Here is a 12941-nt window from a genome sequence, read left to right on the forward strand (position 1 = left end):
CCCCTCCGCCGTCGGGCCCGACCGCCCCCTGACCGTAGGCTGAGGCCCGTGAAGACGTTCGACGAGCTCTGGGCCGAGCTGAGTGACAAGGCGCGGACCCGTCCCGAGGGGTCCGGCACCGTGCGCGAGCTCGACGCGGGCGTGCATGCCATCGGCAAGAAGCTGGTCGAGGAGGCCGCCGAGTCCTGGATGGCCGCCGAGCACGAGGGCAAGGAGCGCACGGCCGAGGAGATCAGCCAGCTGCTCTACCACGCCCAGGTGCTCATGCTGGCCAGCGGCATCGAGCTCGACGACGTCTACGCCCACCTCTGACCAGGAGCACCGGCACCTCATGTCCCTCTTGCGAGTGGCGGTCCCCAACAAGGGGTCGCTGTCCCAGTCCGCGTCCGACATCCTGCGCGAGTCCGGCTACCGCCAGCGCTCGGACTCCAAGGAGCTGTCGCTGACCGACGCCGAGAACGGCGTCGAGTTCTTCTACCTGCGCCCGCGCGACATCGCGCTCTACGTCGGCGAGGGCACCCTCGACGTCGGCATCACCGGCCGCGACCTCCTGCTCGACTCCGGCGCGAGCGCGGTGGAGTCCCTGGACCTCGGCTTCGGCCGCAGCACGTTCCGCTTCGCGGGGCCGGCCGGTCGCTACACCGACCTGGCCCAGCTCGCCGGGACCCGCATCGCCACGTCGTACGTCGGGATCGTGCAGGCGTTCCTGGACGAGCGCGGCATCGAGGCCAGCGTGACCCGGCTCGACGGGGCCGTCGAGAGCAGCATCCAGCTCGGGGTGGCCGACGTCATCGCCGACGTGGTGGAGACCGGCAGCACCCTGCGCCACGCCGGCCTGGAGACGTTCGGCGAGCCGATCCTGCAGTCCGAGGCCGTGCTCATCACCCGCACCGGCGACGTGCCCGAGGGGTTCGACACGTTCAAGCGCCGCGTCGACGGCGTCCTCACCGCGCGCAGCTACGTGATGATGGACTACGACATCGAGGAGCGGCACGTCTCCGCCGCGGTGGCGCTCACGCCGGGCATCGAGGGCCCCACGATCTCGCCGTTGCATCGCGAGGGCTGGGTGGCCGTGCGGGCCATGGTCCCGCGCGCAGGCGCCCAGCGACTGATGGACGAGCTGTGGAGCATCGGTGCCCGCGGCATCCTCACCACGGACATCCATGCCTGCCGGCTCTGACCCGACCGGCGTCAGCCTGCCCCGGACCTGGCGGCCGCTCGGCCCCCGCATCGCGGGCGCCGTGGCCGGCGGGGTCCTGGTGCTGATGATGGTCTTCCTCTGGGTCGGCTTCGACGACGAGACCCGCGCCTCGGTCACGCCGTTCCAGCGCGGCACCGTCGTGGCCCTCGGCCTGCTCATCGGCTCGGCCATCTACGCGCTGACCCGCTCGCGTGCCGTCGCCGACGAGAAGGGGCTGCTCGTGGTCAACGGCTACCGCAGCCGCACCTACGCCTGGGCGCAGATCATCTCGGTCCACCTGCCCCCCGGGGCACCGTGGGTGACCCTCGACCTGACCGACGGCACCACCGTCTCGGTCATGGCGATCCAGAGCTCGGACGGCCAGCGCGCCCGCACCGCCGTCCGCGAGCTGCGGAGGCTAGTCGACCACCCGGATGCCCCACGAGACCGATAGCTCGTCGCCGACGTCCCCGGTGGGCTCCAGCGTGACCAGGTCGACCCCGGAGCGGAACGCGTCGGCGTCGGCGGTCATCGGCTCCACCGCCAGCGAGCGGCGCGCGGTCGCCGGGACGTCGTCGGCGGTGTAGAGCAGCAGCCACGGCACGTGCTCGTCGACCCACAGCGCGACCGCGTTGCCGGTGGCCGGGTCACGCACCACGGTGGTGGCGACGCCCTCGTCGTCGCGGGCCAGGTCGGTGAAGGTGCCGTTGAGGACGGTCGACCCGAGCGGGCGCGGCACCCGGAAGTCGTACGGCGTGCCGTCGACGCCCTCGCGTGCGACGGGCAGCAGCCGGTCGTCGGTGATGCTGCGGGTGGCCGCCGGCAGGGTCAGCTCCCAGGAGTCCACCGGCCCCGGGCCGACCGTGAGGTAGGGGTGCGCGCCGCACGCGTAGGGCGCCGGCGCGGGTGTCATGTTCGTGGCGGTCTGCGTGACCGTCAGGCCGTCGGCCGAGAGGTCGTAGACCACGTGCAGGTCGAGGGTCCACGGGTAGCCGGTCTGCGCCATCAGCCGGTACTGCAGCGAGACCGAGTGGGGCGTGTGCTCCTCGAGCGTCCACGCGACCCAGCGGGCCAGGCCGTGGGAGGCGTTGTGCCGCTTCGGCTCGGTCAGCGCCAGCTGGTGCTCCACGCCGCCGAACTCGTAGCGCCCGTCGCGGATCCGGTTGGGCCACGGCATCAGCAGCTGACCCCGGCCGCCCGCCGACATCTCGTCCTCGGCGAAGCCGTCCAGGAGCGGCCGGGCGCCGTAGCTCAGCTCCCGCAGGGCGCCCCCACTCTCGGTGACGACGGCGCGGTAGCCGCCGCCTGCGATCTCGAACTGCTCCCCGCTCGGCGCCACCATGGGGACACCTTAGGACCTGGGAGGCCGAGCACCGTGGGTCGAGGTGGTGGCGCAGCAACCTTCCCGAAACCCCTACTCGAACCCGTAGGCCTCGCGGATGCTGTCCCAGTAGGTCGTGGTGAGGGCGGCCTCGGTGGCGGGGTCGGCCCGGAGCGCGGGTGGGAGCGGGACCTGGCACTCCGCGCCGACGCAGTTGCGGGTCTTCCACCAGACCTTGAGCAGGCTGCGCCGCACGGCGGCGTAGGCCGGCGCGTCGTCGACGTTCTCCATCTCCAGCGGGTCGCGCTGCAGGTCGTAGAGCTCGTCCTCGCTGGTCGCGCTGCGGATGTAGGAGTAGCGGGCGGTGCGGATGCCGATCGAGGTGCGCGGTCCGCTGAAGCCACGCGGCCGCGGACCCAGCCGCCCGGTGTTGGTGGCCTCGTTGACGACCGGCGTCACCCAGCCCTGGTCGCCGCGGCGCATCGTGGTGAGCCGGCTCGTGCCGTCGGCGGCGTACGGCGGCTCCGCGTCGGCCAGGTCGAGGATCGAGGCGGAGATGTCGATGGTCGTGATGGGGTCGTTGCGGTCGGCCTTCTCGCGCATGCCGGGGCCGGTCACCACGAACGGCACCCGCAGCGACGGCTCGTGGGCGCGGACCTTGCCGCCGCGACGGCGGTGCTCGCCGAGGTAGAAGCCGTTGTCGGAGGTGAACATGAAGACGGTGTCGTCCCACTCGCCGCTGCGCTTGAGCTCCTTGATCAGGCGCTCGACCTGACCGTCCATCACCGAGATCGCCTCGGCGCGCTGGCGCGTCGACTCGGCGATCGCCTCGCGCAGCTGCGCGTCGGGCTCGGGGTCCTCGCTGAACGCGCGCGGCTTGTCGGAGATGTCGGCCTCGCTCGGGCCGCCGTCCTTGGGCATGCCGGAGCCACGCGTGATCAGGTCGTCGAAGCGGCCCCGCACGGACTTGGGCACGGCCGGCGTGCCGACGTCCAGGTAGGAGGCCGGGTCGTCGTCCTCGATCGGGCCGCCGCTGTGGGGGGCGACGTAGTTGACCATCATGAAGAACGGGTTGTCCTGCTTCGCGAACCGCTGGGCCATCTCGACGGAGAAGTCGCCGATGACGTCGGTGTTGTAGTCGCCCTTGTAGCGGTTGTCGACCTTGCCGTTCACGTTGAACGGGGTGTCCATGTAGTCGTAGGTGCTGCCGTGGACGCCCACGCCCTCCACGCGGTCGATGGAGGCGCGCCAGTCGGTCCAGCCCTCCGGGACGTACTTGTACGACGGGCCGCCGCTGACCTTGGACTTCGCCGGGCCGTAGCGGTTGAGGTACTTGCCGATGTAGCCGGTCTCGTAGCCGGCGGCCTGGAGCGAGGTGGCGATCGTCTTGGAGTCGTCGAAGGCGCCGTAGCCGTAGGGCTCCTCGTGCCAGTAGACGTGGTGGTTGTGGGCGTAGCGGCCGGTGAGGAACGACGTGCGGGCCGGGCAGCACAGGGGGTAGGGGGAGAAGGAGTTCTGGAAGGTCAGCCCGTGGTCGCCGACGAGCTCGCCCATCGAGGGCATGAACATCAGGTCGTCGGCGCGCATGTCGTCGGCCATGACCACGACGACGTTGGGGCCGGTGGCGCCGTCGAAGGCCGCGCCGTGGCCGGTGGTCTGCGGGAAGTCGGCGTCGCTCGGCTCGGCGTGGACACTCCGCCACACGAGCAGGGCGACGACGAGCGCGGCGCAGACGGTCACGCAGACGGCGAGGCGCCGTGCCGTCGAGGAAGTCACGGTCACAACCTAAGTGACGCGGATCGGTCGAGTTTGGTTGCCCCGCCGCGGCGCGGCCCGGTCACGGCAGCTGCGGCGCGCTCTCGCCGGTGCCGTCCACGAGCACGTCGGCGCGGGCGCGGGTGTCCTGGGCGGCGAAGTGCTCGGCCTCGTCGGCCATCCAGTCCAGCCACTGCTGCTCGAGCTGCGGACCGTCGCGCACCAGGCCGCGGTGCAGCCGCAGGCCGTCGGGCGCCTCCACCCACACCAGCGCGGTGCACAGCGAGGCGTGCTCGCGCGAGCCGGAGCCGACGCCCTCGAGGACCAGGAGGGGGGAGGGGCCGACGGTCACGGTCTCGGCGTACTCCTCGAGGTCCCAGTCGTAGCGCCGGTAGGTGCCGGGCTCGTCCGTCGACAGGGGCACGAGCAGTGCGTCCAGCTGGTCGCCGACCCGGGACAGGCCGTGCCAGCCGTCGTAGAGGTCGTCCATGTGCACCACCGTGGCGCCTGCGAGGGCCGCCAGCGCGGCGGCCAGTGTGGTCTTGCCGGACCCGGCCGGTCCGTCGACGCAGACCAGGCGCCCGTGACCCAGCGAGGGGGAGCGCCGCAGCGCCAGGTCGTGGACCCGGCGCGCCACGTCAGAAGGCGAGCCCGTGGCCACGGTAGGACCGGACCTGCTCGACCAGGCGGTCACCGGCGAGCAGGTGGACGAGGTTGGTGTGCTCGAAGAGCTCGCCGGACTTGGCGTGCCGGAACCACACCAGGTCGCCGATCTCCAGGAGCGCCGCGGCGGGTCCGGTCAGCGGCGTCTGCACCTCGCCGGCGCCCTCGAGGCCGGTCAGGTGCAGGCCCGCGGGCGCCCAGGGCACGGGCAGCCGGTCGGGACCGGCGGGGCCCGAGGCCGCGAAGCCGCCGCCGTGCACGGTGGCCACGTCGGGCGAGGGGCGACGCACGACGGGTAGGGCGTAGAACGCCGCCGGGCGTGGCTCGAAGGAGCGGTAGTGGTCGAAGAGGCCGGGCACGAGCAGCCCCGAGCCGGCCGCCACCTCGGTCACGACGGGGTCCGCGACGGTGTCGGCCACCGAGCCGGAGCCGCCGGCGTTCCAGAACTCCAGCTCCGCGATGCCCGAGAGGGCCTCGGCGATCTCGCGGCGTCGGACCTCCAGCTGGGTCAGCGACATGGACTTGAGGCGGCGTACGACCAGGGAGCGGGCCCGCGCCGTGGGGACGTCGTCGGGCAGCCCGGCGACCTGTCCCTCGTAGGTCATGGCGCCCACGAGGCGGAAGCCCGGGCGGTCCACGACCGCGCGCGCGAGGCGGGTGACCCCCGCGGCGTCGTAGAGCGGCGAGCGCTTGGGGCCGACGTGCTGGCGGCCCAGGCGCAGACCGGCGTCGATCTCGATGGAGACCCGGATCGGCACCGCGTGGGACGCGCGCACCGAGTCGACGAGGTCGAGGTGGGCGACGTCGTCGATCATCAGGGTGATCCGGCCGGCCGCGCGGGGCGACTCGACGAGCCGGGTGAGCGCCCGTCGGTCGACCGTGGGATAGGCGACGACGATGTCGTCGCTGAGCCCCTCTTCCTCCAGCCACAGGGCTTCGGGCAGCGTGTAGGCGAGGATCCCCTCGAACCCGTCGCGGGCCAGGGCGCGGCGCAGCAGGGCCGGCACCCGCAGCGACTTGGACGCCACGCGGATGGGCTTGCCGGCCGCCCGGCGCAGCAGGTCGTCGGCGTTGGCGTCGAAGGCGTCCAGGTCGACGACGACCAGGGGAGAGGCGAGCGGCTCGCCCTCGGCGGCGACGGCGGCGTTGAGGCGCGCCCACAGGCGGTTGCGCTCGACGGCGGCGGAGCCGGACGGGGTCGGGGTGGGCATCAGCTGATCCCTCGCTTGCGCAGGAGCGCCTCGATGTCGGCCAGGTCGTCGTCGATCGCGGGCTTGCCGCGGGCGGGGGAGCCCTCCGGGAGGGCGGCGCGCTCGCGCCGGGCGGGACGATCGCCACCGGAGCGCGCCTCGAGGGCGCGGCCCGCGCCGAACAGCACCACGGCGAGGCCCGCGACGCCGACGCCCACCCACACCAGCGGGCTGAACACCAGCGAGGCGGCCCAGTCGGCCACCGCGTCACCGATGCGGGTGAGCATCCGCAAGGTCTTGGTGAGGTAGGCCGCCAACGGCAGGAGCGTGAGACCGGCGCCCTTCAGCGCGGCCGGCAGGCCGCGACGTCGGTAGGCGAACCAGGTCCAGAGGCCGCCCAGCACGGTGAGCACCAGCGCGAGCGCTCCCCACGTCACGTCGTCCATCCGTCCAGCCTGGCACAAGCGCGAGCGCGGCTCCCCGCGACGCCCCGCAGCGCCGCCCGCGTGGGCGTGGCCCACCCGCACGCTCCACAATGGTGGGGTGAGCGAACGACGCCTCCTCGGACCCGGCTTCCCCGACGACACGGGGGAGGGCGACCCGGCGCTGCGCGCCGCGCTGGCGGCGTACGACGGCGGGCCGGACACCCAGGTCGCCGCCCTGGCCTCCCTGGCCGCGGCCCGCCTCCTGGTCCCGGTCGTCGCGGTGCTGGGCGAGGTCGAGGTCGACGAGCACGGCCTGGCCCACGACAAGACCAGCGACATGGCGGCGGTGCTCCTCGAGGGCGCCGACGGTCGCCTGGCGATGCTCGCCTTCACCGGCACCGACACGCTGGCCGCCTGGAACCCCGAGGCCCGCCCGGTGCCCGTGTCGGCGCAGACGGCCGCGCAGTCGGCGCTCCAGGAGGAAGCCGCCGCGCTGGTCGTCGACCTCGCGGGGCCGGCGACGTTCGTGCTCGAGGGCGACGACCTGCTGGGGGTCGCGTCGGGATGGACCCTGACCCGGGTCGGCGACCGCTCCGCCTGGAGGGTGGAGTGAGCTGCCCGGCGCCGCTCAGGCGGGCGATTGGGCGCGCGGCGGAATAGTCGGATAGCATGCGGTGTTGACCGATCAGTCCAGGAAACTGGACCGATCACACAAGCGGAGTCAGCTTCATCGTCTCCCACCCGCATCGACCGACACAGGTCGTCGGGTCCGGTCCCGCAGGCTCCGGCCTCGCGCGAGCGCTCGCCGCACGCGTGATCCCGAAGCCTACGGAGTCGCAGAAGCCTGACGGGTGGACGCGATGCGACTGGCTTCCGCTTGAGACAAGCGGGAGCCTTTTTCCATTTCAGGACTCCCGGGCCCCGAACACACTGGAGGAAATATCAGCACCGAGCTTCGTATCAACGAGCGGATCCGGGTTCCCGAGGTCCGCCTCGTCGGACCCAACGGCGAGACGGTCGGCATCGTGCCGACCGACCAGGCCCTCAAGCTGGCCCAGGAGGCCGACCTCGACCTCGTCGAGATCGCTCCTCAGGGCAAGCCGCCCGTGTGCAAGCTCATGGACTACGGGAAGTTCAAGTACGAGAACGCCCAGAAGGCCCGTGAGGCGCGCCGGAACCAGACGAACGTGATCATCAAGGAGATGAAGCTTCGTCCCAAGATCGACGCGCACGACTACGAGACCAAGAAGGGTCACGTGGTGCGGTTCCTGCGCGCCGGCGACAAGGTCAAGATCACGATCATGTTCCGTGGACGCGAGCAGCACCGCCCCGAGCTGGGCTTCCGCCTGCTGCAGCGCCTGGCCGAGGACGTCACGGAGCTGGGCTTCGTCGAGTCCTCGCCCAAGCAGGACGGCCGCAACATGATCATGGTGCTCGGCCCGCACAAGAAGAAGGCCGACGCCAAGGTCGACATGCTCGCCGACAAGGAGACCAAGATGGCCGAGCGTGCCGCCGTCGTGGACGCCGAGAAGGCCGAGCGCGACGCCGCCCACGCGGCCGGCCCCGTCGCCCAGAAGAAGGAGCGCGGCCGCTCCGAGAACCTCGATCCCGAGATCGAGGCCTGAGACCCGGGCCGGCGGACACGCCGGCCAGCAGCCGATCGGGTCGCGCCCGCGCGACCACGACCGAAAGAGAGAGACACCATGCCGAAGAACAAGAGCCACTCCGGTGCCGGCAAGCGCTTCCGCGTGACCGGCTCGGGCAAGATCCTGCGCGAAAAGGCAGGCAAGCGCCACAACCTGGAGAAGAAGGCTTCCAAGGTCACGCGCCGCCTGACGGGCACGGTGACGGTCGCGAAGAACGACACCAAGCGCGTCAAGAAGATGCTCGGCATCTGATCCTCGTCCACCAGCGCGTTGGTCGAGGACCCTCGATCGAGCAGCTTCAGCACCCCTTCAGCACCAAGGAGTAACACCATGGCACGCGTCAAGCGGGCAGTGAACGCCCAGAAGAAGCGCCGTACCACCCTCGAGCGCGCCGCCGGCTACCGCGGCCAGCGCTCGCGTCTGTACCGCAAGGCCAAGGAGCAGGTCACCCACTCCCTCGTCTACAGCTACAACGACCGCCGCAAGAACAAGGGCAACTTCCGCAAGCTGTGGATCCAGCGCATCAACGCCGCCGCGCGTGCGCAGGGCATGACCTACAACCGCTTCATCCAGGGCCTGAACCTGGCCGGCATCGAGGTCGACCGCAAGATCCTCGCCGACCTGGCCGTCAACGATCCGGCCGCGTTCACCGCGATCCTCGAGGCCGCCCGCGCGGCCCTGCCCGAGGACGTCAACGCGCCCAAGGTCGAGGCCACGGCCTGAACACCCCGCTGACGTCGGGCAACGCCCGGCTCAAGGACACGCGCAAGCTCAGCCGCCGCTCGGAGCGATCCGAGCGGCGGCTGTTCCTCGCCGACGGCCCGAAGGCCGTCGAGGGGGCGCTGGGCGTGCCCGGCTGCGTGGTGGAGGTGTTCGCGACCCCCGCGGCCACCGAGCAGTACGCCGACCTCGCGTCGGCCGCGCCGGTCTGGACCCTGGTCGAGGACCGGGCCATGGCGGGGCTCAGCGACAGCGTCAACCCCGCCGGTGTGGTGGCGGTCTGCCGCTCCCTGGACCGGCCGCTCGAGCACCTGCTCGACCCGGCGCCGGCGCTGCTGGCGATCTGCGCCGACGTCCGCGACCCGGGCAACGCCGGCACCGTGATCCGCTCGGCGGACGCGGCCGGCGCCGGCGCCGTCGTTCTCACGGGTAGCTCGGTCGACCCCTACAACCCCAAGACCGTGCGGGCCAGCGTCGGCAGCCTCTTCCACCTCCCGGTGGCCGTCACCGACGACGCCGCGTCCGCCGTGCGCGCCGCCCAGGCCGCGGGACTCGTCGTGCTGGCCGCCGACGGTGCCGGCGACGTCGACCTGTTCGAGGCCGGCGAGCTGCTGGCCGGCCCCACCGCCTGGCTGTTCGGCAACGAGGCGTGGGGGCTGCCGCCCGAGCTGGTCGCCCTGGCCGACCACCGGGTGTCGATCCCCATCCACGGCCGGGCGGAGAGCCTCAACCTCTCGACCGCCGCGGCCCTGTGCCTCTACGCCTCCGCCACGACCCAGCGCCGCGCCGCCGGGGACCGACCGCTCTCGTAGGGTGCACGCATGGTCGAGGGCATCGTGAGCGCACAGGCCCTCGCCGACGCCCTGCCCGACGGCGTCGTCGTCGCCGACGGCCAGGGCACCGTCGTCCTCGTGAGCCGGCTGGCCGCGCGGATGCTCGGGGGAGAGGTCGAGGGGCTGACCGGGAGTCCCCTGGCCGAGGTCCTCGCGCTGCAGGACCACGACGGGACCGCCTGGTACGCCGCCAACGCGCCGTACGGCGGTCTGGTCACCCGGACCGCCGTCCCCGAGCAGTCGTGGCTGCTGCCCAACGGCACCGAGGTGCTGGTGGCGGCCCGCATCGAGCGGCCGTCGCTGCGCGAGCCGGTGTCGCAGGTGGCGGTGACGATCCGCTCCGGACGCGGCCGGGCCCGGCTGGACCGGGAGCGCTCGGACCTGGTCGCCACCGTGGCGCACGAGCTGCGCTCGCCGCTGACCGGTGTGAAGGGCTTCGTGCAGGCGCTGCTCAACCGCTGGGACAAGCTCACCGACGAGCAGAAGAAGCTGATGCTCACGACGGTCCACGCCGACTCCGACCGGCTCAGCCGCCTCATCGCCGAGCTGCTCGACGTCGCCCGCATCGACACCGGCCGCCTGCAGCTGCACCCGCGGCCCTCCGACGCCGAGGTCCTGGTGCGCCGCATCGCGGAGTCCGTGGCCGCGGGCACCTCGCGCGAGATCGAGCTCGACGTGGCCGGCGCGCTGCCGCAGGTCAACGTCGACCCGGACAAGTTCACCCAGGTCGTCACCAACCTGATCGAGAACGCCGTGCGGCACGGCGAGGGCCGGGTCTCCGTGCGCCTGGCGCCGCTCCCGGACACCGCCGAGGCGCCGGGCGTCGAGCTCACCGTCGACGACGAGGGCGAGGGCATCCCCGCCGAGCTGCGACGCCGCGTGTTCACGAAGTTCTGGCGCGGGGGAGTCAGCGGCGGCTCCGGCCTGGGCCTCTACCTCGTCAACGGCCTGGTCCGCGCCCACGGCGGCACCGTCACCATCGCCGACGCGCCTGGCGGCGGCGCCCGGGTCGTGCTCGTCTGGCCCGCCGGCAGCATGCTCTGAGCCGCGGCCCGCGCGACCCGCGCCCGCTCAGCCGGTGCGGCTCTCCTCGGCGGGCCGCGGGGCGACGTACGGCGCGAGGACGAGCTCGGCGCCGGCCTCGGCGATCATCGTGCGGGCCTCCTGCGAGAGCCCCTCGTCGCTCACGACGACGTCGGCCTGGTCGAGCGGGACGATCGTGCTGATGCCGATGATGCCCCACTTGGTGTGGTCGGCGAGCACCACGAGCCGCTGACCGGCGGCGACCAGCGCCTGGTCGGTGTCGGCCTCGTGCAGGTTGGGCGTGGTGAAGCCGGCGCGGGCGTTCATGCCGTGGACCCCCAGGAAGACCACGTCGAGGTGCAGCAGCCGCAGGGAGGAGACCGCGACCGGGCCGACCAGCGCGTCCGAAGGGGTGCGCACGCCGCCGGTCAGGACGACGTTGGGCGTCTCCTCACCGCCCTTGTGCAGGACCTCGGCCACCCGCATGGAGTTGGTCACCACCGTCAGGCCCGGGATGTCGCGCAGGTGGTGCGCCAGCGTCCAGGTGGTGGTGCCGGCGGAGAGTCCCACGGCCGACCCGGGCTCCACGAGGGCCGCGGCCGCGGCGGCGATCGCCTCCTTCTCGGCGGTCTGGCGCGCCCACTTGGCCTCGAAGCCGGGCTCGTCGGTGCTCGGCTTGCCGCCGCCGGTCACCGTGGCGCCGCCGTGCACCTTGGCGAGCTGTCCCTGGGCGGCGAGGGTGTCGAGGTCGCGCCGGATGGTCATGTCGGAGACGTTGAGCAGTCGGGCGAGCTCGGTCACCCGCACGGCGCCGCGGTGCTCCACCTCGTGCAGGATCCGGGTCTGACGTTCGGCGGCGAGCATGGCGACTCCTGGGGTCGGCAGGCGGGGAGCCCGTGTGCGGAACTGCGCGGATCCGTTGCTTGAGGTGAGTCTGCCGGGTGGCCTGGGTCACATTCAAGCAGATCCGCACACTGTCAATCTTTCGGAGTTCGCCCGTGTGGGTGATTGCGCTTTTTTGTTCGGGCATGTTTGCTTACGTCGAGCCCGTGTGTGACGGCTGTCTCATCCCCTGCCCGGACGTTTCCAAGGAGCACCTCATGACGAGCACGACATTCTCGGCCTGGAAGACGCTGGCGGTCGCCGCCACCGCGAGCCTGGCACTGGCCGGCTGCACCAACTCCGGCGACGACTCCGCCAGCGACCAGCCCGCGGGCGACGACAAGCAGGTCGTCAAGGAGAGCGAGGCCTCGGGCCCCGGCTGCACCCTCGACAAGTACGGCGCCACCAAGCTCGACCTCAAGGGCGCCGTCGTCGGCTTCTCCCAGTCCGAGCCCGACACGGCCGCCTTCCGCGCCGCGGAGACCGCCTCGATCAAGAGCGCGGCCAAGGACGCCGGCGTCAAGAAGCTGATCGTCACCAACGCCAACGCCGAGCTGCCCAAGCAGATCGCCGACATCCAGGACATGCTCAACCAGGGCGTCCAGATGCTCATCGTCGCGCCGGTCAACTCCGACGGCCTCGACCCGGCCCTCGCCGCGGCCAAGCAGAAGGGCGTCCCGGTGCTGACGATCGACCGCAAGGTCACCAACACGTCCTGCTCGGACTACGTCGCCTTCCTCGGCTCGGACTTCTACGACCAGGGCGTGCGCGCGGCCGACGCCATGAACGAGGCCACCGGCGGTGAGGGCAAGGTCGCCATCCTGCTCGGCTCCTCGGGCAACAACGTGACCGACGAGCGCAACGCCGGCTTCAAGGAGCAGGTCGAGAAGGAGTACCCCGACCTCGAGATCGTCGTCGAGCAGACCGCCAACTTCGCCCGCGACGAGGGCCAGACGGTGACCGAGCAGCTGCTGCAGTCCAACCCCGACATCACGGCGATCTACGCCCACAACGACGAGATGGCGCTCGGCGCCGTCACCGCCGTCTCGGCGGCCGGCAAGGACCCGGGCGAGGACATCAAGATCGTCTCCATCGACGGCACCCGCAACGCCGTCCAGGGCATCGTCGACGGCGACATCAACGCCGTCATCGAGTCCAACCCGCGCTTCGGCCCGCTGGCCTTCGAGACGATGACCAAGTTCTACGCCGGCGAGGAGATCCCCGAGGACGTCATCATCGAGGACGACGAGTACACCTCGGAGAACGCCGAGCAGGACCTGAGCAAGGCCTTCTGAGGAGTCGC

At 72.1% G+C, this 12941-nt stretch carries 16 protein-coding genes; 10 read left to right on the forward strand and 6 right to left on the reverse strand.

The window, feature by feature from the left end; all coding sequences use genetic code 11:
* Window positions 1-48 precede the first annotated feature (48 nt).
* The 3 genes from E4622_RS18345 to E4622_RS18355 are packed head-to-tail and all read left to right on the forward strand — an operon-like array spanning window position 49 to window position 1634.
* Window positions 49-312 carry a phosphoribosyl-ATP diphosphatase gene (locus E4622_RS18345; RefSeq protein ID WP_134741695.1) on the forward strand — a complete coding sequence of 88 codons (264 nt, stop codon included), beginning with the start codon at window positions 49-51 and terminating at the stop codon, window positions 310-312.
* Between the two features lie 19 nt (window positions 313-331).
* Window positions 332-1180, forward strand: coding sequence for an ATP phosphoribosyltransferase (hisG, locus tag E4622_RS18350; RefSeq protein ID WP_134741696.1), 849 nt, complete (start codon window positions 332-334; stop codon window positions 1178-1180).
* Entirely contained in the window at window positions 1164-1634 is a 471-nt protein-coding gene (locus E4622_RS18355; protein ID WP_134741697.1) for a PH domain-containing protein, read from the forward strand. The genes hisG and E4622_RS18355 overlap by 17 nt, the downstream gene beginning before the upstream one ends.
* Here E4622_RS18355 and E4622_RS18360 read toward each other — a convergent pair.
* From E4622_RS18360 to E4622_RS18380, 5 genes are all read right to left on the reverse strand, one after another.
* Window positions 1599-2522 carry an aldose 1-epimerase family protein gene (locus tag E4622_RS18360; RefSeq protein WP_134741698.1) on the reverse strand — a complete coding sequence of 308 codons (924 nt, stop codon included), beginning with the start codon at window positions 2520-2522 and terminating at the stop codon, window positions 1599-1601. The genes E4622_RS18355 and E4622_RS18360 overlap by 36 nt on opposite strands.
* A gap of 72 nt (window positions 2523-2594) precedes the next feature.
* Window positions 2595-4277 (reverse strand): sulfatase, encoded by a 1683-nt coding sequence (locus E4622_RS18365; RefSeq protein WP_134741699.1) that lies wholly within the window; start codon window positions 4275-4277, stop codon window positions 2595-2597.
* Window positions 4278-4338: 61 nt separating this feature from the next.
* A complete protein-coding gene (locus E4622_RS18370) occupies window positions 4339-4893 on the reverse strand; it encodes an AAA family ATPase (protein WP_245156105.1) in 555 nt (184 codons plus the stop codon).
* 1 nt (window position 4894) lies between these two features.
* The gene (locus E4622_RS18375; protein ID WP_134741700.1) at window positions 4895-6130 is read right to left on the reverse strand and encodes an amino acid deaminase/aldolase; all 1236 of its coding nucleotides are present in this window, start codon (window positions 6128-6130) and stop codon (window positions 4895-4897) included.
* The gene (locus E4622_RS18380) at window positions 6130-6555 is read right to left on the reverse strand and encodes a cellulose synthase (protein ID WP_134741701.1); all 426 of its coding nucleotides are present in this window, start codon (window positions 6553-6555) and stop codon (window positions 6130-6132) included. The genes E4622_RS18375 and E4622_RS18380 overlap by 1 nt, the downstream gene beginning before the upstream one ends.
* Before the next feature lie 97 nt (window positions 6556-6652).
* On the opposite strand from E4622_RS18380, the gene E4622_RS18385 reads away from it, so the two are divergent.
* The 6 genes from E4622_RS18385 to E4622_RS18410 all read left to right on the forward strand — a co-directional run bounded on the left by E4622_RS18385 (window position 6653) and on the right by E4622_RS18410 (window position 10777).
* Window positions 6653-7147, forward strand: a complete 495-nt coding sequence (locus E4622_RS18385) for an SseB family protein (protein WP_134741702.1) — start codon at window positions 6653-6655, stop codon at window positions 7145-7147.
* A gap of 346 nt (window positions 7148-7493) precedes the next feature.
* Window positions 7494-8159, forward strand: a complete 666-nt coding sequence (infC, locus tag E4622_RS18390) for a translation initiation factor IF-3 (RefSeq protein WP_348537012.1) — start codon at window positions 7494-7496, stop codon at window positions 8157-8159.
* A 78-nt stretch (window positions 8160-8237) separates the two neighbouring features.
* On the forward strand, window positions 8238-8432 hold the full coding sequence (rpmI, locus tag E4622_RS18395) for a 50S ribosomal protein L35 (RefSeq protein ID WP_091026162.1): 195 nt from the start codon (window positions 8238-8240) through the stop codon (window positions 8430-8432).
* A 78-nt stretch (window positions 8433-8510) separates the two neighbouring features.
* Window positions 8511-8903, forward strand: coding sequence for a 50S ribosomal protein L20 (gene rplT / locus E4622_RS18400; protein ID WP_134741704.1), 393 nt, complete (start codon window positions 8511-8513; stop codon window positions 8901-8903).
* Complete coding sequence (locus tag E4622_RS18405) at window positions 8900-9712, forward strand: RNA methyltransferase (RefSeq protein ID WP_134741743.1); 813 nt, start codon at window positions 8900-8902, stop codon at window positions 9710-9712. The genes rplT and E4622_RS18405 overlap by 4 nt, the downstream gene beginning before the upstream one ends.
* A gap of 9 nt (window positions 9713-9721) precedes the next feature.
* The gene (locus tag E4622_RS18410; protein ID WP_245156106.1) at window positions 9722-10777 is read left to right on the forward strand and encodes an ATP-binding protein; all 1056 of its coding nucleotides are present in this window, start codon (window positions 9722-9724) and stop codon (window positions 10775-10777) included.
* A 27-nt stretch (window positions 10778-10804) separates the two neighbouring features.
* Here the strand turns inward: E4622_RS18410 and E4622_RS18415 are convergent, their stop codons facing one another.
* Entirely contained in the window at window positions 10805-11620 is an 816-nt protein-coding gene (locus E4622_RS18415) for a DeoR/GlpR family DNA-binding transcription regulator (RefSeq protein WP_134741705.1), read from the reverse strand.
* 236 nt (window positions 11621-11856) lie between these two features.
* Here E4622_RS18415 and E4622_RS18420 point away from each other — a divergent pair, with 236 nt between their 5' ends.
* Complete coding sequence (locus E4622_RS18420) at window positions 11857-12933, forward strand: ABC transporter substrate-binding protein (protein ID WP_134741706.1); 1077 nt, start codon at window positions 11857-11859, stop codon at window positions 12931-12933.
* Window positions 12934-12941: the final 8 nt, after the last annotated feature.

The sequence above is a fragment of the Nocardioides sp. 503 genome (assembly GCF_004522095.1).
Lineage (GTDB): Bacteria > Actinomycetota > Actinomycetes > Propionibacteriales > Nocardioidaceae > Nocardioides.

Excerpts from the sequence above, each read along its gene's own strand:
- hisG (WP_134741696.1), top strand. The coding sequence starts at position 332 with ATGTCCCTCTTGCGAGTGGCGGTCCCCAACAAGGGGTCGCTGTCCCAG.
- rplT (WP_134741704.1), top strand. The coding sequence starts at position 8,511 with ATGGCACGCGTCAAGCGGGCAGTGAACGCCCAGAAGAAGCGCCGTACC.
- E4622_RS18375 (WP_134741700.1), bottom strand. The coding sequence starts at position 6,130 with ATGCCCACCCCGACCCCGTCCGGCTCCGCCGCCGTCGAGCGCAACCGC.
- E4622_RS18420 (WP_134741706.1), top strand. The coding sequence starts at position 11,857 with ATGACGAGCACGACATTCTCGGCCTGGAAGACGCTGGCGGTCGCCGCC.
- E4622_RS18410 (WP_245156106.1), top strand. The coding sequence starts at position 9,722 with ATGGTCGAGGGCATCGTGAGCGCACAGGCCCTCGCCGACGCCCTGCCC.
- E4622_RS18380 (WP_134741701.1), bottom strand. The coding sequence starts at position 6,555 with ATGGACGACGTGACGTGGGGAGCGCTCGCGCTGGTGCTCACCGTGCTG.
- E4622_RS18355 (WP_134741697.1), top strand. The coding sequence starts at position 1,164 with ATGCCTGCCGGCTCTGACCCGACCGGCGTCAGCCTGCCCCGGACCTGG.
- rpmI (WP_091026162.1), top strand. The coding sequence starts at position 8,238 with ATGCCGAAGAACAAGAGCCACTCCGGTGCCGGCAAGCGCTTCCGCGTG.
- E4622_RS18415 (WP_134741705.1), bottom strand. The coding sequence starts at position 11,620 with ATGCTCGCCGCCGAACGTCAGACCCGGATCCTGCACGAGGTGGAGCAC.
- E4622_RS18360 (WP_134741698.1), bottom strand. The coding sequence starts at position 2,522 with ATGGTGGCGCCGAGCGGGGAGCAGTTCGAGATCGCAGGCGGCGGCTAC.